At 37.4% G+C, this 24,558-nt stretch carries 24 protein-coding genes and 1 tRNA gene; 14 read left to right on the plus strand and 11 right to left on the minus strand.

Annotation, left to right across the window (positions count from 1 at the left end):
• Nucleotides 1-27 precede the first annotated feature (27 nt).
• Nucleotides 28-672 (minus strand): uracil phosphoribosyltransferase, encoded by a 645-nt coding sequence (upp, locus tag ACFOOI_RS17115; protein ID WP_379839254.1) that lies wholly within the window; start codon nt 670-672, stop codon nt 28-30.
• Between the two features lie 169 nt (nt 673-841).
• Entirely contained in the window at nt 842-1,147 is a 306-nt protein-coding gene (gene rpsJ, locus ACFOOI_RS17120) for a 30S ribosomal protein S10 (protein WP_379839255.1), read from the minus strand.
• 345 nt (nt 1,148-1,492) lie between these two features.
• Here rpsJ and ispE point away from each other — a divergent pair, with 345 nt between their 5' ends.
• The 4 genes from ispE (at nt 1,493) to hemB (ending at nt 6,253) form a co-directional block, all read left to right on the plus strand.
• Nucleotides 1,493-2,311, plus strand: a complete 819-nt coding sequence (gene ispE, locus ACFOOI_RS17125) for a 4-(cytidine 5'-diphospho)-2-C-methyl-D-erythritol kinase (protein ID WP_379839256.1) — start codon at nt 1,493-1,495, stop codon at nt 2,309-2,311.
• A gap of 290 nt (nt 2,312-2,601) precedes the next feature.
• Nucleotides 2,602-4,179 (plus strand): F0F1 ATP synthase subunit alpha, encoded by a 1,578-nt coding sequence (atpA, locus tag ACFOOI_RS17130; protein WP_379839257.1) that lies wholly within the window; start codon nt 2,602-2,604, stop codon nt 4,177-4,179.
• A gap of 74 nt (nt 4,180-4,253) precedes the next feature.
• Nucleotides 4,254-5,138 (plus strand): ATP synthase F1 subunit gamma, encoded by an 885-nt coding sequence (gene atpG, locus ACFOOI_RS17135; protein WP_379839258.1) that lies wholly within the window; start codon nt 4,254-4,256, stop codon nt 5,136-5,138.
• 131 nt (nt 5,139-5,269) lie between these two features.
• Complete coding sequence (hemB, locus tag ACFOOI_RS17140; protein WP_379839259.1) at nt 5,270-6,253, plus strand: porphobilinogen synthase; 984 nt, start codon at nt 5,270-5,272, stop codon at nt 6,251-6,253.
• A 65-nt stretch (nt 6,254-6,318) separates the two neighbouring features.
• On the opposite strand, the gene ACFOOI_RS17145 is transcribed toward hemB, so the two are convergent.
• From ACFOOI_RS17145 to ACFOOI_RS17160, 4 genes are all read right to left on the minus strand, one after another.
• On the minus strand, nt 6,319-7,290 hold the full coding sequence (locus ACFOOI_RS17145) for an AAA family ATPase (RefSeq protein ID WP_379839260.1): 972 nt from the start codon (nt 7,288-7,290) through the stop codon (nt 6,319-6,321).
• 75 nt (nt 7,291-7,365) lie between these two features.
• On the minus strand, nt 7,366-8,199 hold the full coding sequence (gene prmC / locus ACFOOI_RS17150) for a peptide chain release factor N(5)-glutamine methyltransferase (RefSeq protein WP_379839261.1): 834 nt from the start codon (nt 8,197-8,199) through the stop codon (nt 7,366-7,368).
• Nucleotides 8,200-8,253: 54 nt separating this feature from the next.
• Nucleotides 8,254-9,048, minus strand: coding sequence for a 3-keto-disaccharide hydrolase (locus ACFOOI_RS17155; protein WP_379839262.1), 795 nt, complete (start codon nt 9,046-9,048; stop codon nt 8,254-8,256).
• A gap of 89 nt (nt 9,049-9,137) precedes the next feature.
• Entirely contained in the window at nt 9,138-9,674 is a 537-nt protein-coding gene (locus ACFOOI_RS17160; RefSeq protein ID WP_379839263.1) for an NADPH-dependent FMN reductase, read from the minus strand.
• Between the two features lie 75 nt (nt 9,675-9,749).
• Between ACFOOI_RS17160 and ACFOOI_RS17165 the strand changes: the two genes are divergently transcribed.
• The 3 genes from ACFOOI_RS17165 (at nt 9,750) to ACFOOI_RS17175 (ending at nt 12,151) form a co-directional block, all read left to right on the plus strand.
• Complete coding sequence (locus tag ACFOOI_RS17165; RefSeq protein ID WP_379839264.1) at nt 9,750-10,457, plus strand: DNA alkylation repair protein; 708 nt, start codon at nt 9,750-9,752, stop codon at nt 10,455-10,457.
• Between the two features lie 112 nt (nt 10,458-10,569).
• Nucleotides 10,570-11,652 carry a class II fructose-bisphosphate aldolase gene (fbaA, locus tag ACFOOI_RS17170; RefSeq protein WP_379839265.1) on the plus strand — a complete coding sequence of 361 codons (1,083 nt, stop codon included), beginning with the start codon at nt 10,570-10,572 and terminating at the stop codon, nt 11,650-11,652.
• Between the two features lie 94 nt (nt 11,653-11,746).
• Nucleotides 11,747-12,151, plus strand: coding sequence for a Dabb family protein (locus tag ACFOOI_RS17175; protein WP_379839266.1), 405 nt, complete (start codon nt 11,747-11,749; stop codon nt 12,149-12,151).
• 72 nt (nt 12,152-12,223) lie between these two features.
• Here the strand turns inward: ACFOOI_RS17175 and ACFOOI_RS17180 are convergent, their stop codons facing one another.
• The 4 genes from ACFOOI_RS17180 to ACFOOI_RS17195 form a co-directional block, all read right to left on the minus strand.
• Nucleotides 12,224-13,687 carry a S41 family peptidase gene (locus ACFOOI_RS17180; protein ID WP_379839267.1) on the minus strand — a complete coding sequence of 488 codons (1,464 nt, stop codon included), beginning with the start codon at nt 13,685-13,687 and terminating at the stop codon, nt 12,224-12,226.
• Nucleotides 13,688-13,787: 100 nt separating this feature from the next.
• Nucleotides 13,788-15,008, minus strand: coding sequence for a DUF2130 domain-containing protein (locus ACFOOI_RS17185; protein ID WP_379839268.1), 1,221 nt, complete (start codon nt 15,006-15,008; stop codon nt 13,788-13,790).
• Between the two features lie 163 nt (nt 15,009-15,171).
• On the minus strand, nt 15,172-16,029 hold the full coding sequence (locus ACFOOI_RS17190; protein WP_379839270.1) for a fumarylacetoacetate hydrolase family protein: 858 nt from the start codon (nt 16,027-16,029) through the stop codon (nt 15,172-15,174).
• Between the two features lie 5 nt (nt 16,030-16,034).
• On the minus strand, nt 16,035-16,808 hold the full coding sequence (locus ACFOOI_RS17195) for an SDR family NAD(P)-dependent oxidoreductase (RefSeq protein WP_379839271.1): 774 nt from the start codon (nt 16,806-16,808) through the stop codon (nt 16,035-16,037).
• A 223-nt stretch (nt 16,809-17,031) separates the two neighbouring features.
• Here ACFOOI_RS17195 and ACFOOI_RS17200 point away from each other — a divergent pair.
• From ACFOOI_RS17200 to ACFOOI_RS17225, 6 genes are all read left to right on the plus strand, one after another.
• A tRNA-His gene (locus tag ACFOOI_RS17200) sits at nt 17,032-17,105 on the plus strand.
• A gap of 239 nt (nt 17,106-17,344) precedes the next feature.
• On the plus strand, nt 17,345-18,304 hold the full coding sequence (locus ACFOOI_RS17205; protein WP_379839273.1) for an alpha-E domain-containing protein: 960 nt from the start codon (nt 17,345-17,347) through the stop codon (nt 18,302-18,304).
• Between the two features lie 57 nt (nt 18,305-18,361).
• Nucleotides 18,362-19,084, plus strand: a complete 723-nt coding sequence (locus tag ACFOOI_RS17210; protein ID WP_379839274.1) for a peptidase — start codon at nt 18,362-18,364, stop codon at nt 19,082-19,084.
• Nucleotides 19,085-19,086: 2 nt separating this feature from the next.
• Nucleotides 19,087-19,938, plus strand: coding sequence for a transglutaminase family protein (locus tag ACFOOI_RS17215; RefSeq protein ID WP_379839275.1), 852 nt, complete (start codon nt 19,087-19,089; stop codon nt 19,936-19,938).
• Between the two features lie 120 nt (nt 19,939-20,058).
• Nucleotides 20,059-21,459 (plus strand): phosphoglucosamine mutase, encoded by a 1,401-nt coding sequence (gene glmM, locus ACFOOI_RS17220; RefSeq protein WP_379839276.1) that lies wholly within the window; start codon nt 20,059-20,061, stop codon nt 21,457-21,459.
• A gap of 60 nt (nt 21,460-21,519) precedes the next feature.
• Nucleotides 21,520-22,506 carry a glycosyltransferase family 2 protein gene (locus ACFOOI_RS17225; protein ID WP_379839277.1) on the plus strand — a complete coding sequence of 329 codons (987 nt, stop codon included), beginning with the start codon at nt 21,520-21,522 and terminating at the stop codon, nt 22,504-22,506.
• Nucleotides 22,507-22,530: 24 nt separating this feature from the next.
• Here ACFOOI_RS17225 and lgt read toward each other — a convergent pair whose 3' ends face one another.
• Nucleotides 22,531-23,349 (minus strand): prolipoprotein diacylglyceryl transferase, encoded by an 819-nt coding sequence (gene lgt / locus ACFOOI_RS17230; protein WP_379839278.1) that lies wholly within the window; start codon nt 23,347-23,349, stop codon nt 22,531-22,533.
• A 240-nt stretch (nt 23,350-23,589) separates the two neighbouring features.
• On the opposite strand from lgt, the gene argC reads away from it, so the two are divergent.
• The gene (gene argC / locus ACFOOI_RS17235; protein WP_379839279.1) at nt 23,590-24,558 is read left to right on the plus strand and encodes an N-acetyl-gamma-glutamyl-phosphate reductase; all 969 of its coding nucleotides are present in this window, start codon (nt 23,590-23,592) and stop codon (nt 24,556-24,558) included.

Here is a 24,558-nt window from a genome sequence, read left to right on the forward strand (position 1 = left end):
TAAAGGGTTTTGTCTATTAGGGTTTATTTAATTTTTCTCTCCAAAAGCCAAGTCGCCGGCATCGCCAAGGCCAGGCACTATATACGATTTTGTGTTAAGTTCAGGGTCAATGTCACCTATCCAAAATCTACATTCTGACATTCGGGCGGTTACATATCGTATGCCGCGTTGGCTTGCCACCACAGACACCACGTGTGTTTTGGCCGGAATGCCAAATCTCAACATGGCGTGGTAGGCTTTTTCTACCGACTTGCCCGTTGCCAGCATAGGGTCGCATATTATCAGTGTTTTGCCTTGTATGTCAGGGCTACTGATATAGTCCATTTCTATCTCGAAGTTTTCTTTAAGGTCATGAACCCCTCTGTAGGCTCCAATAAAGGCATTTTCGGAAGAATCAAAATAATTTAAAAAGCCTTGGTGTAAAGGAAGCCCAGCTCTGAGTATGGTCACTAAAACGGGAGCGTCTTTTATGACTTGGGTCTCTTTGGTGCCCAGTGAAGTGGTAATCTCAATGGTTTTGTAGCTTAGCGATTTTGATATTTCGTAGGCAAATATTTCTCCAATTCGCTCCAGATTTCGCCTGAATCTCATAGGGTCTTTTTGTATGTTTTTGTCTCTCAGTTCGGCTATAAACTGATTGGCTATAGAATTGGATTTTGATAGTACAAACATGGCTAGCGTATTTTTTTGAAACAAAAATACACTTTTTGGTCTTAACCCAAAGTTTGTTTTGGATAATCTCTAAAATTAAACCTGAAATGTATGTCTTTGAGTAAAAAAAGCAAATAAAAAACCTCCAAGCGTGAGCAAGGAGGTTTTTCGAAATGTCTTTAGCTAAAAACTACACTTTGATTTCAACATCAACACCTGCAGGTAATTCTAATTTCATTAGGGCATCAACCGTTTTAGGACTTGCAGAGAAGATATCGATCAATCTCTTGTACGTACATAATTGGAACTGCTCTCTTGATTTCTTAGATACGTGAGGAGAACGTAGTACCGTGAATTTCTCTACGCGAGTAGGTAATGGAATTGGACCACTAACTGAAGCACCTGTAGATTTTACAGCCTTCACGATTTTTTCTGCTGAGTTGTCAACCAACATGTGGTCAAACGACTTCAGTTTAATTCTGATTTTTTGTGACATTTGGTTCTGATTTTTTAAATGAAAAATTCAGAAATGTGAAAGAACCATTCACTCCACACTCCTATTTTGGGTTGCAAAAGTAATTCAATTTTCAATTATAAAAAAGTATTAGGTGTATATTTTTAGATAAAAGCTTTAAAGTCAAGGATTAAGTAGTATTTTTCTGTTTATTCAATATTTAAGTTTTTATAAATAATTACTTCTTTTTATTACTTTTAATTGCGTTCAGTCGGATCTAGCTGTTAAAATGATTCATTTTTTTTCGGTCACAAGTAATTCTAATTCCTGTATTTTTTTGGTAATCAATTCTCCTTTTCTCAATTTTGAAAAAATAATCAATCCTTAATGGTCTCTTTCCCAAACGCAAAAGTTAATTTAGGTCTCAATATCACCGAAAAACGTTCGGATGGATACCATAATATAGAGTCGGTTTTTTATCCGATTGCTTGGGCAGACATGCTGGAGGTAGTAAAGTCAGAAGAACAGCATTTTCAGACCACAGGCTTGCCAATCCCTGGGGATGCGGCAAATAACTTAATAATTAAAGCATTTGATTTGTTAAAAAATGAAGGTTTGATGCCCGACGCCCATGTGAATATCCACCTACATAAAATCTTGCCCATGGGGGCGGGTATAGGCGGAGGTTCGGCAGACGGAGCCTTTATGCTAAAGTTATTAAATGAGGTGTTTGAACTGAATCTCTCCATAACGCAACTGCAAGGCTATGCCTCACAGCTAGGGAGCGATTGCTCTTTTTTTATAGAAAACAAGCCCATGTATTGTTTCGGTAGGGGAAATGAATTTGAAACCGTAAATTTAGATCTAAGCAAAAAGACTTGGGTTTTGGTAAATCCTCAAATCCACATATCTACGGCCGAAGCCTACGCGAGCATAAAACCTCAAAAGCCCGAAGTTTCGATAAAAGAAATAATAGCACAGCCCATAAACACTTGGAAAGATACTTTAGTAAATGACTTCGAAATTGGCCTAAAAGACAAATACCCCAAAATCCTCGAAATAAAAGACAAACTCTATGGCCTAGGAGCAATCTACGCCTCAATGACAGGCAGCGGCTCCACAGTCTTCGGTATTTTTGATAAAGAATTAGAAGGCCTTTCCGAAATGTTCTCAGGATGCATCTGCTGGCAGGGGAAGGGCATATGAATATTCTAAAGAATTTAATTTACCTTTAATAGATTTTTAATCTTCAAATTAAGATTTTGAGAAGAAAGTCGGTGTTTCTTTCATCTTTTTTTAATCTCAATATTGAAAATTGGGCATTTCTAAAAAACACACATTCTAAAAATAATGCAAGGTTTAGATACATTTTTTTAGATATTTATCGGAATTATGAAATTTTTTTACTTATTTCGCACCCGAAATCTCTACCTAATCAGTTCTAAATGTATCAGATTGGGCTTTTTTAATTGTTTATAAATTAATTATCATATAGCATGGCATCAGTTAGACCAGACGAAGTTTCGGCAATTTTGCGTGAGCAATTGGCGGGTGCAAAAACCGAAGCGGAATTAGAAGAAGTGGGTACGGTACTCCAAGTAGGTGACGGGGTAGCTCGTATTTACGGATTATCAAAAGTACAACAAGGAGAATTGATCGTTTTCGAAAACGGTCTAAAAGGTTTAGCTCTTAACCTTGAAGAAGACAATGTAGGTGCGGTATTGTTAGGTGATGCTTCTGGAATCAAAGAAGGATCTGTAGCAAAACGTACAGGAGAAATTGCTTCTGTAAAAGTAGGAGAAGGTATCATAGGACGTGTAGTTAATACACTTGCTGAGCCAATTGATGGCAATGGCCCTATCCAAGGTGAGACTTTTGAGATGCCAGTAGAAAGAAAAGCTCCCGGTGTAATCTACCGTCAGCCAGTTACTGAGCCTCTTCAAACAGGTATCAAGGCCATCGATGCCATGATTCCAATTGGTAGAGGTCAAAGAGAGCTTGTGATTGGTGACCGTCAAACTGGTAAAACTGCCGTTTGTATTGACACCATCATCAACCAAAAAGAATTTTTTGATAAAGGGGAGCCTGTATATTGTATATATGTAGCTTGTGGTCAAAAAGCCTCTACTGTGAAAGCGGTAGAACAAACTTTGAGACGTTACGGAGCTATGGACTATACGGTAATCGTAGCAGCTAATGCTTCTGATCCATCGCCGATGCAGTTCTTTGCTCCGTTTACGGGTGCAGCCATCGGAGAGTATTTCAGAGATACAGGTCGTCCTGCATTGGTAATATATGATGACCTTTCTAAGCAAGCAGTTGCTTACCGTGAGGTTTCTCTTTTACTACGTCGTCCTCCAGGTCGTGAGGCTTATCCAGGAGACGTATTCTATCTTCACTCGAGATTGTTGGAGCGTGCCGCTAAGATTAACCAATCTGATGCAATCGCACAAGACATGAACGACCTACCTCCTTCATTGAAAGGAAAGGTAAAAGGTGGTGGATCGCTTACAGCCCTTCCAATCATCGAAACTCAAGCAGGTGACGTTTCGGCATATATCCCAACTAACGTAATCTCGATTACTGACGGACAGATATTCCTTGAGTCTAACTTGTTTAACGCAGGTATTCGTCCAGCTATTAACGTAGGTATCTCGGTATCACGTGTGGGAGGTAATGCTCAGATCAAGTCAATGAAAAAAGTGGCAGGTACACTTAAACTTGACCAAGCTCAATTCCGTGAATTGGAGGCTTTCTCTAAGTTCGGTTCTGACCTTGATGCAGCTACTAAACTTGTAATTGATCGTGGTCGTAGAAACCAGGAGATATTGAAGCAAGGACAGTATCAGCCACAGTCAGTAGGTGACCAAGTAGCGATTATTTTCGGATCTATCAACGGTATCATGGACTTAGTTCCTGTAGCTCGTGTGAAAGAATACGAAAACGAATTCCTTACAGTATTGAAATCTACTAAGCCTGAGATTCTTGCTAACCTTACAAAAGGAAAATTAGAAAAAGAAGATTCAGAGTATATCGTGAAGTTCGGAAAGGAACTTTCTCAGAAGTACGCATAAGAATTTAATGTTGAAATACGGAGAAAGGTGAGTTCGCTCATCTTTCTTCCATCATCAAAAAAGACAATAAAGAAATGGCTTCATTAAAAGAAGTAAGAAACAGAATAGTATCGGTAAACTCTACCATGCAAATCACCAAGGCCATGAAAATGGTTTCGGCGGCGAAGCTTAGGAGAGCTCAAGACCGTATCATTCAAATGAGACCATATGCCAATAAGCTCAATGAACTTATTGCTCAGGTATCTGAAGGTACTGAAGTAGGTGCCGCAAGCCCTTACACTCAAGTTAGAGAAGTAAGCAATGTTTTGGTTATCGTGGTAACTTCTGACAGAGGTCTTTGTGGAGCTTTTAATTCAAATGTTATCAAAGCCACTGCTGCTTACATTAGCGAGCATTATCCTGCTCAAGATGCTAAAGGCAATGTAACCATTTTCCCTTTGGGTAAAAAAGGTGACGAGGCTTTTGTAAGAAGAGGATATAAAGTAGACAAATCTTTCAGTGATATATTCCAAAGATTGAGTTTTGATACGGCAAGAGAAGCTGCTGAGCAAGTAATGGCTGCTTTTGCTAATGGTGTTTACGACGAAGTTGTATTAGCGTATAACGAATTCAAAAACGTAGCCACTCAAATTATCAAAACTGAAAAACTTCTTCCTTTAGTAAACGAGGTTTCTAACCAGACTTCTACCACCAAAGCTGACTATATTTTCGAGCCTTCTGAAGAAGAAATTATTTTGGAGTTAATACCAAAATCTATCAAAATGCAAGTATACAAAGCTGTTTTAGACTCTAATGCTTCAGAGCATGGAGCACGTATGACAGCAATGGACAAAGCAACCGAAAACGGTGGCGACTTGCTAAAAGCACTTAAAATTGAATACAACAGATCGCGTCAGGCGGCTATTACTACCGAGATCCTTGAGATTGTTGGTGGTGCAGAAGCCTTGAAAAATTCATAACATAATTGTTCAAAATTAGAAAAATGACGCTTTACTTTGTGAGGCGTCATTTTTATTTATTGACAAGTCCAAACTCATAAAACTATTTGTCTCAAAATAGCGTAATACTAATATCAAAAAAAAACAGTCACATGCAGATTTTACAAAGAAGACCAAGAAGAAATAGACTAAATGCAGGCATCAGGGCAATGGTGCAAGAAACTAGCCTTCAAATTGCAGATTTTATATTCCCGATGTTTGTGATGGAAGGCCAAGGCATAAAGTCAGAGATAAAGTCTATGCCTGGTATTTTTAGATATAGTTTAGATACGCTTTTGATTGAACTCAAAGAGGTGCAAAGTCTTGGAATTAAGTCTATCTGTTTGTTTCCAAACTACCCTGAGTCTAAAAAAGACAAATATGGCTCTGAGAGTCTATTGCCCGAAACGCTTTATTTGAGAGCTCTGTCGGAGGTGAAGTCTAAGTTTCCTGATTTGGTCATAATGACCGACGTAGCTTTAGATCCATACAGTTCTGATGGGCACGACGGCGTGGTAGAAAACGGTAAAATAATAAACGACGAAACAGTCGAAATTTTGACCAATATGTCAATAGCTCAAGCCAAGGCAGGTGCAGACATAATAGGGCCCTCAGACATGATGGATGGCCGCGTGGGTGCTATCCGTAAGGGATTAGACCGTGCAGGTTTTACAGATGTGAGCATAATGGCTTACACTGCTAAATATGCGAGTGCCTTTTATGGTCCTTTTCGTGATGCTTTAGATTCCGCTCCAAAGTTTGGCGATAAGAAAACTTACCAAATGAATCCTGCAAATATAAAAGAGGCTCTTTTAGAAGCACAGTTAGATTTCGAAGAGGGTGCCGATATCATGATGGTGAAACCCGCGTTTAGTTATTTAGATGTCATTAAAGCGTTAAAAGACAACTTCAATATTCCTATTTCAGCCTATAACGTTTCGGGTGAATATGCAATGATAAAAGCCGCAAGCCAAAACGGTTGGATAGATGGCGACAAAGCCATGATGGAGATGCTCCTAAGCATGAAACGTGCCGGTGCTGATATCATCCTTAGTTATTTTGCTAAAGAGGTGGCGGTTATTTTAAATGAGGGGTAAAGAGTAGTTAGTTTTGAGTTTCTAGTATTGAATTGCTTTTATAGTTTGTTACTTTTTATATACTATTATCCTCCAATCGCTACTTTTTTAAGGATTACATCAATGATTTGTCGGGTGGTGATACCATCCGCTTCTGCTTCGTAATTAAGTATTATTCTATGGTTAAATACGTCAGCCACCAATGCTTTGATATCTTCAGGTAAAACATAGTCTCGCTTATCAAAAAACGCGAGTGCCTTTGCTGCTTGGTGTAAGGCTATGCCCGCTCTTGGCGAAACCCCAAACTGAATGTATCTCGCTTCTTCTTTTAGTCCGTATTCTTCGGGGTTTCTTGTAGCAAAAACCAATTCTACAATGTAGCGTTCCAGCATATCCGAAATCGTGATATTGTTAATCAAGGATTTGATTTCAAGAATATCTTTTTTGCTCAAAATCGGCTTTATGTCTTCCACAAAATCTAAATTCGAGATTTTTCTAATCATCTCAAGTTCACTTTTTTTGTCGAGGTAGTTTACGAATACTTTCATCATAAATCGGTCTACCTGTGCTTCCGGTAGGGGGTAGGTTCCTTCTTGCTCCACAGGGTTTTGTGTGGCCATTACCAAAAAAGGCTTATCTAAAATATATGATTCTTCGCCAATGGTTACTTGTCTTTCGGCCATGGCTTCTAACAGAGCCGACTGCACCTTTGCTGGGGCACGGTTTACCTCATCTGCCAATATTAGATTGGCAAATATAGGGCCTTTTTTTACTTCAAAGTCGCCAGATTTTTGGTTATAAATCATTGTTCCTATCAGGTCCGAAGGGAGTAAATCAGGCGTAAACTGAATTCTCCTAAAACCCAAATCAAGGACTTTAGATAGTGTATTGATGGTTTTAGTTTTCGCTAAGCCCGGCACACCTTCAAGCAGAATGTGACCGTTTGTAAAAAGACCCACCAAAAGCCTATTTATGAGGTAGTCTTGCCCCACTACCACTTTGTGGACTTCTGATAATACGTTGTCTATTTTTGCGTAAAGCTTATCTATATTTTCCATTGTCAGGTTTTCAGCACTTAAAAAAGGTGAATTTATAAAATTATTGGCAATTAAGCGGCTCAAATTGGATAAAACCTATCTATTTATTTTGATAAATCTATCTCGTCCAAGAAAGTCCTGAATGAGTTCTACTTTCAAATATCCGTAACTTTCAAAACACGCTTTGGTCTCTTTTCCTAGATATGAATTTATTTCTACCACAATAAAGCCATTCTCGTTTAAATATTTAAGTCCAATTTGGGCAATGTGTCGGTAAAAAAGCAAAGGGTCTTCATTCTCCACAAAAAGTGCAAGGTGTGGCTCAAAGGCCAAAACATTCGCTCGCATTTCTGTTTTTTCATCGTTTTTAACATAAGGTGGATTGCTCACAATCACGTCAAATTTTTGCTCTTCAAAAGGTGAAACAAAGTTAAGTATGTCGCCTTTTTTAAAATTTACATTGGCTTTTAGGTTTGCATTATTTTGAGTAGCAACTTGCAATGCCCCTTCCGATATATCTATGGCATAAACCCCGGCATTTGGTATCTCTAAAGCTAAACTGATAGGAATACATCCACTGCCGGTGCCTAGGTCAAGTATTGTTTTTGGATTAACTGCTTTTATGAGGTCAATTATTTCCTCTGTTTCTGGTCTCGGAATCAAAACGTTTTTGTTCACTACAAATGGCCTATCTCTAAACCATGCCTCGCCCAAAATATATTGAATCGGCTCATTTTGATTGAGTCTTTGGATCGTTTCTTCAATGTTAAATGAATTTTCATCCACTTGGCTTTCGGAGAAATTAATATCTGTTTTCGAAATGTCTAATACCTTTTGAAGCCAAATAATGCCAATCTCTCTTGCTTCCTCAAGTGGGTAAGCGGTAATTTTGCTTTGCAGGTATGCCAATATTTGTTTTGGTGTTTTCATAAATAAAAAAAAGGAGAGCGTTTGCCCTCCTTCACATATAAGAAGTTTTTCTGATTACAGTTTCCTTACCCAGATATTTCTAAACTGAGTTTTATTATTATGGTCTTGAAGGGCAATCACGTCGTCGCCGTGTGCATCCGGATACATATGAAGTCCAATATAATTTGTAAGTCCTGCAATAGTGGTATTGTTTTGAACCAAAACACCATTTAATAATACTGTGATTCTTGCTGGAGAATCCACTCTACCGTCAGCTTTGTATCTTACAGCAGTATATATTACATCGTAAACATTCCACTCAAGTGGGCTTTTTAATGGATTTACTAAAGGGGCTACGTCTTTGTAAATACTCCCCGCTTGCCCGTTTGAATACGTACGGTTGTTGTAATTGTCTAATACTTGAAGTTCGTATCTGTTTTGAAAAAATACACCACTATTTCCACGTCCTTGACCTTGGTTTTCAACTACATCTGGAGCACTCCATTCTAAGTGCAGTTGGATATCACCGAATTTCATTTTAGTTTGAATTCCTCCGCTTCCTGGTTTTACTTCCATATAATCATTGTCAATAATGTTCCATGCAGCAGGTTTTGTTATATCCTTTTGACTTACCCACTGATCTAGATTTTTTCCGTTGAAAAGTACAATGGCGTCAGAAGGTGCATCACCTACGGTTTTGCCTGGTGTAACTACACGTACTTCAGGTGTCCATATTTCCGTCATTTCGGGTTTCATCGGCATCGGAGAGACCTCAGGAGGGGTGTTTGGGTATCCTTGGGCATTTGCAAGCGTAAATGCACCTAACCCACATAGGGTTAATAAGGCTTTAAATTGGCTAGAGTATTTCATTTTTAAAAGGTTGTTAAATATTTGATAAGCTCAAAGTAAATAAGTTTTTTTCGTAATTCTAAGTTTTTTAGAAGCTAAGAATCAAAAAACTAAAAGGCTAAGAAATATTCAATCTGCTTGGCTATGAAATTTTTGTAGGTTTCATTTGTTATTTCTCCGTCAATGAAATTTTTATCGGCCATCCCAAGCTTAATTCTTAGTCCTAAAATATTGGCATTGAGGTAACTCAAAACATCGCTGAGGTGGCTTAGACCCACTGCGTTTCCTAGCACACCTGCCGATAGTCCCACGAGACATATCTTTTTATGAGCCAAGCTGTCCGGGTGGCGAAGTCCGTCAATAAAAGTTTTTAGAATACCTGGGTAAGAGCCGTTATATTCGGGAACTATGAAAACTATTTTTTGGTAAGAATCGATTTTCTTTTGAAACTCATTGAAAGCCTCATTTTTACCAGAATTGTGATACAATGCCGAAAACGCAAAGTCTTCGGGAAGGTTTGCTAAATTTAAAATTTCAGTTTCGATGCCTTTATTTTCAATAGCTTTGGCGTAATATTGCCCTACTTTTGCTGAAAAAGCATCTTTTCTGTTTGTACTTACTATAATTCCTATTTTAGAATTTGCCATATAATATTAATGGGAGGTAATGTATATCATTGAACAAAAAATAAGTGAAAGGGTTCTTAAAAATTTGCTAAAAATATGAAAGAAGAAATTAAGTCTGCTTTGCTTTTCTTGAAAAGTGAAGAAAAAGCGAAGTTAAAGTCCCGATATTATAAAGGAAAAGAAGGCGAGTATGGAGCTGGGGATACCTACATAGGACTAAGCAATCCCGAAGTGCAGGCCATTTGCAAGGAATATAGAGAAAAGCTTACAGTGTATGACTTGACAACTTTGATTCAAGACCCTATTCATGAATTCAGGTTTGCGGCACTTACGATATTGGTTTGGAAATATAAAAAAGCAAAAACTTGGGAGGAGAAAACCGAGATTGTAGATTTTTATCTAAAAAATATCAATTACATAAACAATTGGGACTTGGTTGACTGCTCGTGTCATTTTATACTTGGTCCATATTATTTCGATAAAAAAGAATATTCGGTTTTACTGAAGCTGGCTAAAAGTGAGCATCTTTGGTCGGAGCGAATTGCGGTAATTTCCAGTTTATATTTTATCAGAAATGGCTATTATACGTTTACTTTTGAGGTAGTGACACTGTTGCTTGAGCATAAGCATGATTTAATTCACAAAGCAAACGGTTGGATGCTGCGAGAGATTTGGAAACGCGAAGGCAAGGAAGAAGTAGAAGATTTTATAAAAACCAATATTCGAAAAATGCCTCGAACCACCTTGCGATATACCATTGAGAAAATGGAGGAGGTAGAAAGAAAGCAATTTTTAAATTTATAAATGCTACATTAAAACATCATTTTTTCGTACTTTTGTGTTACAAATGTTAGCATAACATTCTTCAGCAGACGAAAATACAAGAAAATCTTAATTTAATTCTAAAATTTAATTTATGAGTCAATCTTTGATCAAGCCAGGTGTAGTTACAGGAGAAGCATTAAATCAGCTTTTACGTCATGCAAACGAAAATAACTACGCTCTACCTGCTGTAAATGTAGTAGGAACCAATTCTATCAATGCAGTTTTAGAAACAGCAGCAAAAGTAAATTCACCGGTTATTATTCAGTTTTCGAATGGCGGTGGGTCATTTTATGCGGGTAAAAGCCTTTCAAACGACGGTCAAAAAGCTGCAATAGCTGGATCTATATCAGGTGCTATGCATGTACATCAGATGGCCCAACACTATGGTGTGCCAGTTGTTTTACATACTGACCACTGTGCTAAGAAATTATTGCCTTGGATAGACGGTCTTTTAGATGCGGGTGAGAAACACTTTGCGGCTACAGGTAGCCCATTGTTTAGCTCTCACATGATTGACCTTTCTGAAGAGCCAATCGAAGAAAATATTGAGATTTCTGCTAAATACCTAGAGAGAATGGCCAAAATGGGCATGACGCTAGAGATTGAGCTTGGTGTAACAGGTGGAGAAGAAGACGGTGTGGATAACACAGACGTAGACAGCTCTAAACTATATACGCAACCTTCAGAAGTTGCTTATGCATACGAAGAGCTTGGTAAAATATCTCCAAACTTTACAGTTGCTGCAGCATTCGGAAACGTACATGGTGTTTATAAGCCAGGTAATGTTTCGCTTCAGCCAGTTATCTTGAAAAACTCTCAAGACTTTATCAAAGAAAAATATAACACAGGTGACTTGCCAGTTAATTTCGTATTCCACGGTGGATCAGGGTCAAGCCGCGAAGAGATTCGTGAGGCGATAGATTACGGTGCGGTTAAAATGAATATCGATACAGATATCCAATGGAGCAGCTGGGATGGTATTTTACAATACTACAAAAGCAAAGAAGGATACCTACAGACACAATTAGGAAGTCCAGACGGTCCAGATTCTCCAAACAAAAAGTATTATGACCCAAGAGTTTGGTTACGTAAAGCTGAAGAGTCGATGGTTACACGTTTAGAAGCGGCTTTCGAAGACTTAAACTGTATTAACAGATGCGAAGGGTTATTTTAATCCTTTAAACTAAAACCTATATATCCCTATCAGATTAATACTTGGTAGGGTTTTTTTTTGAAATTATATTAAATTTATATTCAATCTAAAAAGCATGAAAAACAACAGAAGAGATTTTATTATAAAGGCGGGTCTTGGTGCAGTGGCGGCATTGCCATTAGCAGCAGTTGCAAAAGCTCCTGAGTCAAAGGAGAGATTTGTGCACCACGTTTATTTTTATTTAAAAGAAGACAATGCAGCAAATAGAGCAAAACTTACTGAAGGCTTACTTAAGTTATCAAAAGTGCCTACTATTAAGCTTTTTCACATTGGCGAGGCTGCACCAACCACACGTGACGTTATTGTGCGTGACTACAGCCTTTCGTGGTTGTGTTTCTTTGAAAATTTAGAAGAAGAGGAGATATATCAAAAACACCCAATACACTTAAAGTTTATAGCCGATTATGGTTATTTATGGTCAAAAGTAAACGTGTATGATTCTATTGGGCCTAAAAGATAATTTAGGTCAATTCATCAAAAAAGCCCAAGTTCAAATATTGACCTTGGGCTTTTTAGTTTTATCTTTTGATTTTTATTTAATCGTATTCAAATATTTAACTGTAAAGCTTACCCAATCTGCTTCGCTTTCAGGTATTTCTACGTCTGGTTTGATTCCTACGTTTTCCATTGGTTGAGTCGGTAGTCTGTAGCTAATACCCAAAGGTATTGCCAATCTCCAACCAAAACATGGTAATCCCCAGTCTCTAACTTCTGTGTAGTCAGCGGCACCTTTGGTGTTTCTTCCCATAATGATCACCTTAGGGCTTTGTTTGGCTTCTAAACTAATGCTTTCGGCAGTACTAGCCGTGTTTTTATTTACCAAAACTACCACCTTTTTAGGCATTTGGTCGGTAGATTTATAGTTGAACTCCTTGTCTGGAGCAGTGATCATGGTGCCCATGTTAAGCGTCATTTCTCTGATAATCTGACGAAGCTTTGGTTCCAGAGTTAATTTAAACTGAGGGAAGTCTTGAATAGACCTTAGCTCGTGGTTTAATAATATTAGATTCTCTTGGGTTGCTCGCATTTTAGATCCTTTTCTGATGATTGGACCATCGGCTATGTACGGAAACAAAGCATCGAAAGCGTTGTCATCGCCTCCTGGGTTATTTCTCATATCGATGATGAGATTCTTTGCTCCAAGAATTAATTTTTCGTTTTGACTAACCAACTCATTGATGTACAAAGGGGCATTTGGAATAGTAAACGGAGGTAATACAATCAGCGTAGTAGAAGAGTCAATACGCTCCACTCGGTAGTCTGGCAGTGCATGGGTTTGCTCGTCTAAGGTTACAAATTCAGTGGGTGTAGGAGACACTTTCGTGAATTTGTAGATGTTGTCCATTGCCAAAATATTTTTGACCAAACGAGTCAATGTAATTTCAGCCGAAAAATCCGAATAGTAATACTTTGTTTTATATCGGTCGGTTCCAATTTTTTCAAGTTCAAATTTGGTTTTTCCCTTCACCCACAGTTTGTCTCTGTCTGTCAAAAGGAAACCGTAAAGTTTCTTTGGGTTTGTAGCGTCTTTTATTACACCTAATCGGTATTCTTTGTCATCGCTTTCCCAAACTCCCTCTGCAGGATCAAGGTTAGCTTGGTTATCTTTTAAATATCTTTCAAAGGAACTTTCAGATGTATGTTTTTGGACCAAAACTTTTGTTGCTCTTGCGGCTACTACTTCAGGTGAGTCTGCTACAGAGAATGAGGTCTGGAAGTTGATAAACAAATGGTTATCTTTGAAGAAGTCTGTCCATTCTTTCAAAATCTCAAAACAAGCTTTTGGGTCTTTTACTCCTTTAGCTTTTGAGGCTATTTTTTTATTAAGAGCATCAAAAGCTGGTTTGGTAGCTGCGTTGACTTTCATGTCATAGGCAGCGTAATTATCCCTTATTTTTTGATAAACTTCATTGTAGTTTCTTTCGCAGTCGCAGTCGTTTTGACCAAAAGCCAAAGAGCTTAGTAGAACTAAAAATAGAATTTGTAAGTGTTTCATATTAGAAAATTTGTAATCGGTATTAGGAAGTAATCCAAATTCGTGCCTAAAAACAGAATTTGGATATTTTTTCAATAAAATCGTAAAAGAACGTTTCGTTTTACTCTAATAATTTGTCCTCTTTGTCGTCGTCAAGTTCTAAATATTGAATAGGAGCGATGGCATTTCCGGTGATTCCTTTCACGCTACCATACATGTCAATGGTGTTGCCAATTACTTTATCTATTTGCATTTCGCGTTCTTTCCAAATTCTCGCCATGGCTCTTTTTTCGCGGTCAAGTTCGCTCTTAAGGTTACTGAAGCCTTCTACAATAGCCTCAAGTTGCTGTCTAAACTGCGAGCCCGTAAGGTAGTTATAGAGCATGCCCATTTTGTCTGCTTTGTTTTCTTGGGCTGCTTTTGCACCTTGGGTTTTAATTAAAATTTGCCTTAAAACTGACACCAGGCTACTTACTTCTAAAAAGTTACAGATCCATACGCCGTCTTTTTGTCCAAATCGGTCCATGTCTTTGGGCATAGTTTGCGTTACCAATACTGCAATTTCAGACGTCAGGCCACGTTGGTCGTCCTTAAGTTTGTCTATCCAGTCGTTTGAAAAATTTTGCGTGCGTTTGCTTTCGTATACTATTTTGCCACATTCTTGTCCAAACTCATTTATTACAGTTTGTATTACATCTGCCCCGCGTATTCCTTTACCTACTTCTTCTATTTTATCATAAATATAGGTTTTAGCCAAAAGCTCTTCTAGTGCAAGCTCTTGAATTTCACCTTGCAACTGCATAGAACCTTGTTCGGCCTTTCGCTTCATTTCGTTTACGAGGTTCATCTGGTTTTCCAGTTTTTTCTCATATTCTTTTTTTACAAGTTCAAACTCTTCGTCTTTTCTCTTTTTAGCAGCCTCCTCTATATCTCTGGTTTTCTCAATCATTTGTTTTTCGAGCTGAATCTTCATCAATTCTTGCTGGTTTTTAAGTTCCTGCTCTTTTTTCATCAGCTCTAGTTCTTTTTGCTGACTTTGAATGATTTGTTTCTGTTTCTGCTCGTTATCTTCTTTGAGTGCAGCTAGTTGCACCGAGTTTTTTTCGTCTGCACGTTTTTGGGCTTCAGCTTGTGCTATAGCCCACATTTTTTTCTTTTCTTCTTGCTCAAAAACCTTTTTCTCTTCGGCCATTTTTCGCTTCAGCTCCTCTATCTTCTTTTCATTTTCTTTTTCTTGGGCTTCAATACTTTTTTTAAGTTCTATTTCCAAGTGTTTTTGAAGGGCTTCGCCGGCGTCAAATTGGTGGCCGCAGTTGGGGCAGGTAGTAAGGTTTTGTTTCATTTTTGTCAATTCGTTCTTTTTTTTCGGAGAAAGACAAATTTAGTTAAAAATAAAAAGTTAGGGGTGAGTATGGAGTACTTTATAAAGATGTAGTTTAAAAAACACAGTTTGGAGAAAAAAAAAGCATTGGAGTGACCCAATGCTTAAATTAAATTTCAATGTTTTACTTTGACCAAGCTACTGCAACTTGATGTTGCTCGCCCAGACCTTCTATCCCTAGTTTTACTTCGTCTCCAGGTTTTAAATATATCGGAGGCTTAAATCCTAATCCTACACCTGCTGGCGTTCCCGTAGAAATTACATCGCCTGGAAGTAGCGTCATGAAATTGCTCAAATAACTCACAATGTGCGGGATGTTAAAAACTAAATCGTCAGTGTTTGAGTCTTGTATTCTTTTACCATTAAGCTCCAGCCAAAGGTTGAGATTATGTGGGTCGGCTATTTCGTCTTTTGTTGCCATAAATGGTCCCATTGGAGCAAACGTGTCGTTTGATTTTCCTTTTACCCATTGGCCACTTCTCTCAAGTTGAAACTCACGCTCAGAGTAGTCGTTGTGCAAGCAGTATCCCGCTACATAATCCATAGCGTCTTCTTTTTCTATATAAGATGCTTTTTTGCCAATTACCACGGCTAGTTCAACTTCCCAGTCAGTTTTTACTGAGTTTCGAGGAATAATTACGTTGTCGTTTGGTCCACAAAGTGCGGTAGTAGCTTTAAAAAACACAACAGGTTCTACTGGCAAATCCATGCCTGACTCTGCTGCGTGTTTTGCGTAGTTTAATCCGATGCATATTATTTTTGATGGTCTCGCTACGCAAGAGCCAAGTCTTGCATCTCCAGGTACCTCTGGGCAGCTTTCAGCGTTTTCTACCAACCAATCAGCGAGCCTTTCTATTCCGTTTGACTTAAAAAAGTGTTCGTTATAGTCTTCGCCAAAGGCCACTACGTTTATTTTTTTGCCAGAAGGTAATATTACCCCCGGTTTTTCATTTTCAAATGCCCCAAATCGTATTAATTTCATTAATATTAGTTGTTTAATTTTATAAATCCTCCATCTATTACATAGTCGCTTCCTGTCACAAAAGCCGCTTCGTCTGAAGCTAAATATACCGCCAGTGCCCCAATCTCCTCTGGTTTTGCCATTCGGCCTATGGGCTGAGTAGCAGAGAGTTTCTCAAACATTTCGGTTTCTTTGCCTGGGTAGTTTTTCTTTATAAAGCCATCTACAAATGGCGTGTGTACTCTTCCTGGCGAGATACTATTGCATCTGATGTTTTCGCCTACATAATCTTTGGCTACTTGTAGGGTCATACTGTAAACTGCTCCTTTCGACATAGAATATGCAAACCTTTCGGCAATGCCTACAGTAGCTGCTACCGAACATAAGTTTATGATAACGCCTCCTTTATTTGATTTCATAAACGGAATGACAGCATGAAGACAGTTGTATACACCTTTAATGTTTACATTATAAATTTTATCCATATCGGCTTCCGTAGTTTTTTCTACATCGCCAATATGAGCTATGCCGGCGTTGTTTACCAAAATATTGATGGGTTGAATGGCATTAATTTTAGCCATTTTTTTCAGTACATCGGTTTGGTTCGAAACGTCGACTTTATGGCAGTATGCTTTTCCGCCGTTTGCGTTTATTAGGTCTGCTTCTCTTTCGGCAAGGTCAATGTTTAATTCGAATATATGAACAATTGCTCCTTGCTTGGCAAACGCACGCGAAATTTCAAGGCCAATTCCACTTGCTCCTCCAGTAATCACGGCTACTTTTTTGGTGAGTCTAAACATATTAAAAGGTAAATTGAAAATTAAGCAGATTGAAAGATTAAAATTTATGGCCTAAAATTAAGGTGCTTTTTTTTAAGAAAAAATTATAAATACGCATATTATCAGGCAGATAAGGATTAATATAAATTTGGGTTGAGTTTTTTTTATATATATTCAAAAAAATATGAGGTTTTTGTTTTGATGAATACAAAAAATGCATAATTTTGCACTCCAATTCGATACGGAGGTTATAGCTCAGTTGGTTAGAGCATCGGTTTGTGGTACCGAGGGTCGTGGGTTCGAGCCCCATTAGCCTCCCTAGAATTTTTAAGCGAGTCTTTATGGCTCGCTTTTTTTTGTTTTGCTCCAATTTTTACAAATAATAAACTCACATTAGCTGTGATTTTGTATTATTTCTGCTTAAATTGTAATCTTCACAATAGTTATTTTAGTAATCAAAACAGATTTTTAGGATCTCCACAAAAAAAAGGTTTATTCTCTTGGAAATATTCCTTGGCTTGCTAAATTTGATTACGCATTACCATAAACCAAAGAAAATGTTAAGTAGAGTTGCTAATTCCATTTATTGGATGAATAGATATATCGAAAGAGTAGAGAATTACTCCAGATATATAAGTGTTAATATCAATTTGTCATATGACCTTCCGGGAATTTTCTCAGAGAAATGGTCACCGCTAGTTGCGGCTACAGGCGATAAAGATTTATACCTTAGTCTCTATGAATCTGACACCAAAGAGAATATTATTGAGTTCATGACTTTTGATCTCAAAAACCCCAATTCAGTTTATAGTTCGCTTTCTTATGCGAGAGAAAATGCGAGGACCATTCGTGAGATTTTGCCAAAAGAAGTATGGGAGCATTTGAATGGGTTTTATCTTAATTTTAAAGATTTTGCTAAACAGCCAAATCGTGAAATACACGATATTACGCTCTTTTATGAAAACCTCAAAGAGGAGTGTCAGTTGTTTTTTGGTATGTTAGAAGCCACAATGTCGAGAAATGAAGGCTATTATTTCGGTACGCTTGGGCGTTATATCGAAAGGGCGGATAAAACCTCACGTTTTTTAGATATTGCTTATTTTAACTACAGCAATACCAAGGTTAAAAAAATAGTTGACCCCAATGATTTACTAGTGTGGGCCGCTGTGCTTAAATCGGTAAGTGCATTTAACATGTACCGTCAGCAGTATAAATCACTCAATCAAGAATCTATCATTGACTTTTTAATTAAAGAAAGAGATTTTCCAAGGGCAATTTGCTACAGTATAAAAAAAGCAGAATATTCGCTTTACAGGATATCGGGTGCAAGGCCGCAAGATAGCTACACAAACTCAGCAGAAAAGGCTATAAGCCAGCTTAAACATGAAATTGATTTTACCGAAATTTCTGATATCATCAAATTTGGACTTCATGAATACTTGAATGAGTTTCAAACCAAAAATAATAACATTGACGATGAGGTTTTTAAAGTTTATTTTGACTCTGAGCTCAAATAATTTATATGAGTTGGCTTAAATTTTATAAATTTGGACTCAAAAAAATCAAAATAGACTATGACGTTTTGTTTAGGGGTAAAGACTGATAAAGGAATCATTGGTATTGCAGACAGGAGAATCACATCAGGTAGTGAGGTTTCAAGCAAAAAAAAGGTTTTTACTCATCAGATAAAAAATCATTCGCTATTTATAATGACAGCTGGGCTTAGGTCTGTCAGAGATAAAGCCATCACGTATTTTCAAGAGGTGCTAGAAGACGAAGATGGCTCGTTTGATAAACTATACAAAGCCGTAAATTCGTTTGGAAATCAAGTAAAACGAGTTGCGGCTGAAGACAAAGAGAGTTTAAGTAGTGCTGGATTAAGGTTTGACCTTTCGGCTATTGTGGGTGGGCAACTTGAGCACGACGATGAGCATAAGCTATTTTTGCTGTATCCAGAAGGAAACTGGATAGAAATTAATTCTGGTTCTCCTTTTATTATTATTGGAAATTCGGGATATGGGAAGCCAATTTTGTATAGAAATATAAAATATACAACGCCTTTTGAAGAAGTGCTTAAGTTAGGTTTTCTTGCTTTTGATTCCACCCGGGTAAGTGCCAACGACGTAGATTTTCCTTTGGATGTATTAATGTATGAAAAAGACTCTTTTTGTATGCAAGAACATACCTTCGAAAAATCAGATTTAGAGCATATTTCTTACCAATGGAATGCTTTACTTAATGCTTCAGTCCAAAAGCTTTCAAATGATTGGATGGACCCTTTATTAAGAAAAAAATAATTATGATTCTGGAAATAGAACATGTTTTAACATACAGCTATTCTGCCCCAGTCAGTTTAAATCCACATTACCTATATCTTACCCCTAAGTCTTCGCCATATCAGCAGATTCTGGATCATCAGATGAATATTTCGCCTAAGCCAAGTTATTTGGTGAAAAATTTAGATCAAGAAGATAATCTGCAGCATGTGTGTTATTTTCAGGACAAACATGAGGTGTTTGAGGTGGGCACGTATACCAGAATAAAGACGGAGGATTTTAATACTTTAGACTTTGTGCTTTATCCATTCGAAGCGGCCAATATGCCTATTAATTACAGAGGTAAATTGGGCGTTTTTGGAGATAAATATATAGCGAATAAAGTTCTGGATTCGGAGGTTTTAGCGTATGGTAAAGCCATAGCTGATAGGACCAATTACAAGACGATGGATTTTTTGATGGAGGTGTGTAAGTGCATTAAAAAAGACTTTAGCTATGTGTCAAGAGAGAGGGGAGATGCTGAGTCTTCCTTGTATACTTTACAGCACAAAGAAGGGTCTTGCAGAGATTTTTCTGTGCTTATGATGGATATTTGTGCTTCATTTGGAATTTTGGCACGATTTGTAAGTGGTTATTTGTTTGGAAGCGAACTTCACGAGCATGATTTACATGCTTGGGTAGAGGTTTTATTGCCCGGTGGAGGTTGGAGAGGTTTTGACCCCACAGAAGGCCAAGTTGTAAACAAGAATTACATAGCACTTGCATCTTCCATTGAGCCATTAGGTTTAAATCCGGTTAGAGGAACTTTTAGAGGGCCACAAGGTGTTGATTCAGTACTAAAAACAAAGGTAAAAATCGCGAAGAGGCTGTATTGAAATCACAGTGATTTTCGGTAGATAATACCTTTAAATAAATATAAATGAATTGCTAATTTTTTTAGATTATTTTTGGTAATAAAAAGTGTATTTTTGTATTTAAAATTTAAAAATTTCTAAGTGACGTTAATTAAATCAATTTCGGGAATAAGAGGTACTATTGGAGGTGAGCAAGGGGAAGGATTAACACCGCTTGATGTTGTGAAATTTACGGCAGCTTATGCTACAATGTTAAGCAGCAAAGAGTTAGTAAACAAAAAAGTTGTCATAGGTAGAGATGCCCGCCCTTCTGGCAAAATGGTCAACGATTTGGTTTCTGCTACGCTTTCGGGTATGGGGTTTGATGTGATAGATTTAGGTTTGTCTACTACTCCAACTGTAGAAATAGCGGTTCCACTCGAAAACGCAGCAGGTGGAATAATTTTGACTGCAAGTCACAACCCAGTTCAATGGAATGCACTCAAATTATTAAACGAGAAAGGAGAGTTTATCTCAGGTCAAGATGGCGAAAAGCTACTTGAAATAGCTGAAGCAGGTAACTTTAACTTTGCTGATGTAAAACATTTGGGCAAATATGCTACAGATGATACCTACCTTCAGAAACACATTGATTTGATTTTAGCTTTGCCCGAAGTTAATGTAGAAGCTATTAAGTCGGCGGAATTTAGCGTTGTAGTTGATGCAGTCAACTCGTCAGGTGGAATAGCAGTCCCGATGCTTTTAAAAGCACTGGGAGTTAACAAAATAAAAGAAATTAACTGTGAGCCTACAGGCCACTTTGCACATAATCCTGAGCCGCTTCCAGAGAACTTGAGAGAAATTTCAAGTGAATTGTCTAAAGGTGATTTTGATTTAGGAATAGTGGTTGATCCAGACGTTGATAGACTAGCCTTTATTTGTGAAGACGGTGAGGCTTTTGGTGAGGAATATACGCTTGTGGCGGTTGCAGATTATATCTTAAGTCAAAATAAGAAAAAGAAAAACACCACAGTTTCTAATCTTTCGTCTACACTTGCATTAAAAGACGTTACTGTTAAGCATGGTGGAGAGTATTTCTCAGCGGCAGTAGGAGAGGTAAATGTGGTAGAAAAAATGAAAGAAGTAGGTGCTATCATTGGTGGTGAAGGTAACGGCGGAATCATATTTCCGGAGCTTCATTATGGTAGAGACGCACTTGTGGGTATAGCCTTATTTTTGTCTCACTTAGCAAAGTTTAATAAGCCTATTGGCTTTATGAGAAAGCAATATCCAAATTACTTTATTGCTAAAAAGAAAATTGAATTAGGATCAGGAATAGATGTAGATGGAATTTTAGAAAAAATTAAGTCTAAATATTCGAAGTATGAGATTGATATTCGCGATGGTGTCAAAATTTATTTTGACAAAGAATGGGTTCACCTTCGCAAGTCAAACACAGAGCCAATTATTCGAATATATGCGGAGTCAGAGTTTGAAACCAAAGCTGTGAATCTAGCAGATAAAATTATCGCTGATATAAAAGAATGTATGGCTAGCAAATAGTCATTTATAATATTTAAATAAGAATACGGCAGGTGAAAACCTGCCATTTTTTTATACTGTATGTCCCAAAATACCCATAAAAGTACGCCTTTAGTAAGTGTTCACTTGCTCACCTACAATCATGCAAAATTTATTGCACAGTCTATCGAAAGTGTTGTTAGTCAGATTACTTCTTTTCCTTTCGAAATAATAATTGGTGATGATTGCTCCACAGATGGCACTAGCCAAATAGTGGATGAGTACGCTCAAAAGTATCCGGAATTAATAAAAGTGGTACGAGGTGCTACAAATGGAGGTCCTCAGCCAAACTCTATTCGGATATTAGAGAATTGCTCGGGTAAATACATGGCCGCTTTGGAAGGCGACGATTATTGGATAGACCCATATAAACTACAGAAGCAAGCTGATTTTATGGAAGCAAATCCTGATTTTGCGATTTGTTTTACAAATACCCGGGTAGAGTTTTTTGGAGACACAGAGGCACCTTATCAGTTAAATGACGATATAGCCAAAGATGTATTTGAATTAAACGACCTTATCGCAGACAAGGAAGTGTGGTTTATGGGTACTGCTACATTATTTTATACCATGAAATCCATATTTCCGGTGCAGCCGTGGTTTCCCAAAACCAAGAGTGGCGACATACCTATGATTATATTGGCCGCTAGGCACGGTAAAATCAAGTACCTCTCGGATGTTACAGCGGCATACAGAAGGCATGCTGCAGGGGCAAGTAATACTGACCACAAAGACGATGCCGTTTTTCTGGAGAACCGTATTATGATGTACACCAACTTGGATAAAGACACAGGCCTAAAATACCACGATAGGTTTAAAAAGAACCTAGGTGGGTGGTATTATTTATTGATAAATTCGAAACAATACAGAGATGATTATTTTAAAAAACTACCCAAAATTTTAAAATATATCCAGCTGACATACCCAAATGTTCCTAATCTTAAAATCATTATAAGAGACCACCTTTTACCTCAACAAATTTTGGAATTTAGTAGGTGGCTAAGACGAAATCTTGGTTTAATAAAGTAATGAACTTAAATAAAAAGATTTGATTTATTGTGCTAGTGAGCTCCTTTTGAAGGATTTAATTAATACATATATACCAAACAATACCACTGGGATACTCAAGATTTGGCCCATATTAAGAGTCATATTGTCTTCGAAAGCCTCTTGGTTTTCTTTCAGGAATTCGTAGAAGAACCTTAATGTGAATATCCAAATAAAGAAAATGCCAGTCAAAGATCCTCTTGGTGTTTTATCTTTCCACTTGTTATAAAGTGCGTATATGATTACGAATAGTATAAGACAAGAAATTGACTCATAGAGCTGAGCTGGGTGCCTTGGTACTTGTTCGAATTCAAAGTTTTTCTTAAATATTACTGCCCAAGGTAGGTCGCTCGCTTTTCCTACTATTTCAGAATTCATAAAATTGCCGAAACGTATGAATGCCCCACCCAAAGCTGAAACTATAACGATACGGTCAGTAAGCCAAAGGTAATCGTATGATTTATTTCTATTTTTAAAGATAAATAGGCCAATCAAAACTCCAAATGCAGCACCATGACTGGCTAAGCCCGAATATGGAGGGATAAGCATATCCCAAATAAACCCACCCGGGTTTTCAGCAAAATGTTGTCCTTCATAAAAAACATAATGGCCAATACGTGCACCTAATACGATAGATAATATCATCGTAAGTAGGAGTTTGTCTAAGTCGTCTTCTGATTTATGTTCTATTTTAAAAATGCGAGACATTATTTGAAAGCCAATGAGGAAGCCCATAGCAAAAAGTAAGCCGTACCACCTAACTTCGAAACTTCCAATTTTTATAATGGTGGGAGACATATCCCATACTATTTGTGATAAGAGCATATTGTTTTTTATTTCTACTATAATATAATGTTCTGGTAAAATTATCATTTAAGATTAAAACAAACTAAAATAATTAAAAATCTTATAATTAATTAACTAATTTTGTGGGGTATTTAAGATATAACGTTTCATAACCAAAATGGCTTTTACAACCTTTCGTTTTTTCTGCAATAGGTTTCTTCGACGATAAGCTCTTCGTTTGGTTATTTCTTTTTTTTATAAACTTCAATATTTTTTTTAATGAAATCCATAAAAGTTGGAATCATAGGAGGGGCTGGCTACACTGGCGGCGAACTTCTCAGAATACTTATTAATCACCCTCATGCCGAGATCGTTTTTGTAAACTCTCAAAGTCAAGTAGGTAAACCAGTGTATAGCACACATACAGACTTGCTTGGTGATACAGACTTGTTGTTTTCAGATTCATTAGATTTTGCTGCTGTCGATGTTATTTTTCTTTGTTCTGGTCATGGCCAATCCCGAAAGTTTTTGGCTGAAAATGAAGTTCCAAAGCAAGTTAAGATAATAGACCTTAGCACTGATTACAGAGATGAGTCTGATGGATTTGTTTATGGATTGCCAGAACTTAAACGAGAAAAAATAGAGCGTGCTACTAAAATAGCCAATCCGGGTTGTTTTGCTACTTCTATTCAGTTAGGGCTTTTGCCATTGGCTAAAGCTGAGCTTTTGCAAGATGATATTCATGTTAGTGCTGTAACCGGTTCTACAGGAGCAGGACAGGCACTAAGTGCTTCTACCCATTTTAGTTGGAGAAACAATAATATTTCGATTTATAAAGCATTCACCCATCAACATTTGGCTGAAATAGGACAGAGTTTGGTTCAGTTGCAAGGTGAGTTTGAGCATGAAATTAATTTTATACCATACCGAGGAAACTTTACCCGAGGTATAATGGCCAATATTTATACCCGATTTAATGGAAGTTTGGAGGAGGCACAAGAGTTGTATCAAAACTATTATGCCAATCATCCGTTTTGTCATGTTTCTTTGGTGCCGATAGACCTAAAACAAGTGGTAAATACAAACAAATGTTTGATTCAGTTAACCAAGGAAGGCGATAAGTTATTAATAACCTCTATTATTGATAATTTAACAAAAGGAGCATCTGGTCAAGCTGTTCAAAATATGAACCTTGCATTTGGCCTTTCAGAAAATTCGGGGTTAAAGTTAAAAAGTGTTGGATTCTAA

The sequence above is a fragment of the Lacihabitans lacunae genome, from assembly GCF_042649125.1.
GTDB classification, from domain to species: domain Bacteria; phylum Bacteroidota; class Bacteroidia; order Cytophagales; family Spirosomataceae; genus Leadbetterella; species Leadbetterella lacunae.

Bases quoted from the DNA above. Each gene is read 5' to 3' on its own strand.
- ACFOOI_RS17195 (WP_379839271.1), bottom strand. From the start codon at position 16,808: ATGTTTAGACTCACCAAAAAAGTAGCCGTGATTACTGGAGGAGCAAGT.
- hemB (WP_379839259.1), top strand. From the start codon at position 5,270: ATGCAGATTTTACAAAGAAGACCAAGAAGAAATAGACTAAATGCAGGC.
- ispE (WP_379839256.1), top strand. From the start codon at position 1,493: ATGGTCTCTTTCCCAAACGCAAAAGTTAATTTAGGTCTCAATATCACC.
- ACFOOI_RS17155 (WP_379839262.1), bottom strand. From the start codon at position 9,048: ATGAAATACTCTAGCCAATTTAAAGCCTTATTAACCCTATGTGGGTTA.
- ACFOOI_RS17165 (WP_379839264.1), top strand. From the start codon at position 9,750: ATGAAAGAAGAAATTAAGTCTGCTTTGCTTTTCTTGAAAAGTGAAGAA.
- lgt (WP_379839278.1), bottom strand. From the start codon at position 23,349: ATGCTCTTATCACAAATAGTATGGGATATGTCTCCCACCATTATAAAA.
- ACFOOI_RS17225 (WP_379839277.1), top strand. From the start codon at position 21,520: ATGTCCCAAAATACCCATAAAAGTACGCCTTTAGTAAGTGTTCACTTG.
- atpG (WP_379839258.1), top strand. From the start codon at position 4,254: ATGGCTTCATTAAAAGAAGTAAGAAACAGAATAGTATCGGTAAACTCT.
- argC (WP_379839279.1), top strand. From the start codon at position 23,590: ATGAAATCCATAAAAGTTGGAATCATAGGAGGGGCTGGCTACACTGGC.
- ACFOOI_RS17185 (WP_379839268.1), bottom strand. From the start codon at position 15,008: ATGAAACAAAACCTTACTACCTGCCCCAACTGCGGCCACCAATTTGAC.
- ACFOOI_RS17145 (WP_379839260.1), bottom strand. From the start codon at position 7,290: ATGGAAAATATAGATAAGCTTTACGCAAAAATAGACAACGTATTATCA.
- ACFOOI_RS17205 (WP_379839273.1), top strand. From the start codon at position 17,345: ATGTTAAGTAGAGTTGCTAATTCCATTTATTGGATGAATAGATATATC.
- ACFOOI_RS17180 (WP_379839267.1), bottom strand. From the start codon at position 13,687: ATGAAACACTTACAAATTCTATTTTTAGTTCTACTAAGCTCTTTGGCT.
- ACFOOI_RS17160 (WP_379839263.1), bottom strand. From the start codon at position 9,674: ATGGCAAATTCTAAAATAGGAATTATAGTAAGTACAAACAGAAAAGAT.
- ACFOOI_RS17175 (WP_379839266.1), top strand. From the start codon at position 11,747: ATGAAAAACAACAGAAGAGATTTTATTATAAAGGCGGGTCTTGGTGCA.
- rpsJ (WP_379839255.1), bottom strand. From the start codon at position 1,147: ATGTCACAAAAAATCAGAATTAAACTGAAGTCGTTTGACCACATGTTG.
- upp (WP_379839254.1), bottom strand. From the start codon at position 672: ATGTTTGTACTATCAAAATCCAATTCTATAGCCAATCAGTTTATAGCC.
- fbaA (WP_379839265.1), top strand. From the start codon at position 10,570: ATGAGTCAATCTTTGATCAAGCCAGGTGTAGTTACAGGAGAAGCATTA.
- atpA (WP_379839257.1), top strand. From the start codon at position 2,602: ATGGCATCAGTTAGACCAGACGAAGTTTCGGCAATTTTGCGTGAGCAA.
- ACFOOI_RS17210 (WP_379839274.1), top strand. From the start codon at position 18,362: ATGACGTTTTGTTTAGGGGTAAAGACTGATAAAGGAATCATTGGTATT.
- ACFOOI_RS17215 (WP_379839275.1), top strand. From the start codon at position 19,087: ATGATTCTGGAAATAGAACATGTTTTAACATACAGCTATTCTGCCCCA.
- ACFOOI_RS17190 (WP_379839270.1), bottom strand. From the start codon at position 16,029: ATGAAATTAATACGATTTGGGGCATTTGAAAATGAAAAACCGGGGGTA.
- prmC (WP_379839261.1), bottom strand. From the start codon at position 8,199: ATGAAAACACCAAAACAAATATTGGCATACCTGCAAAGCAAAATTACC.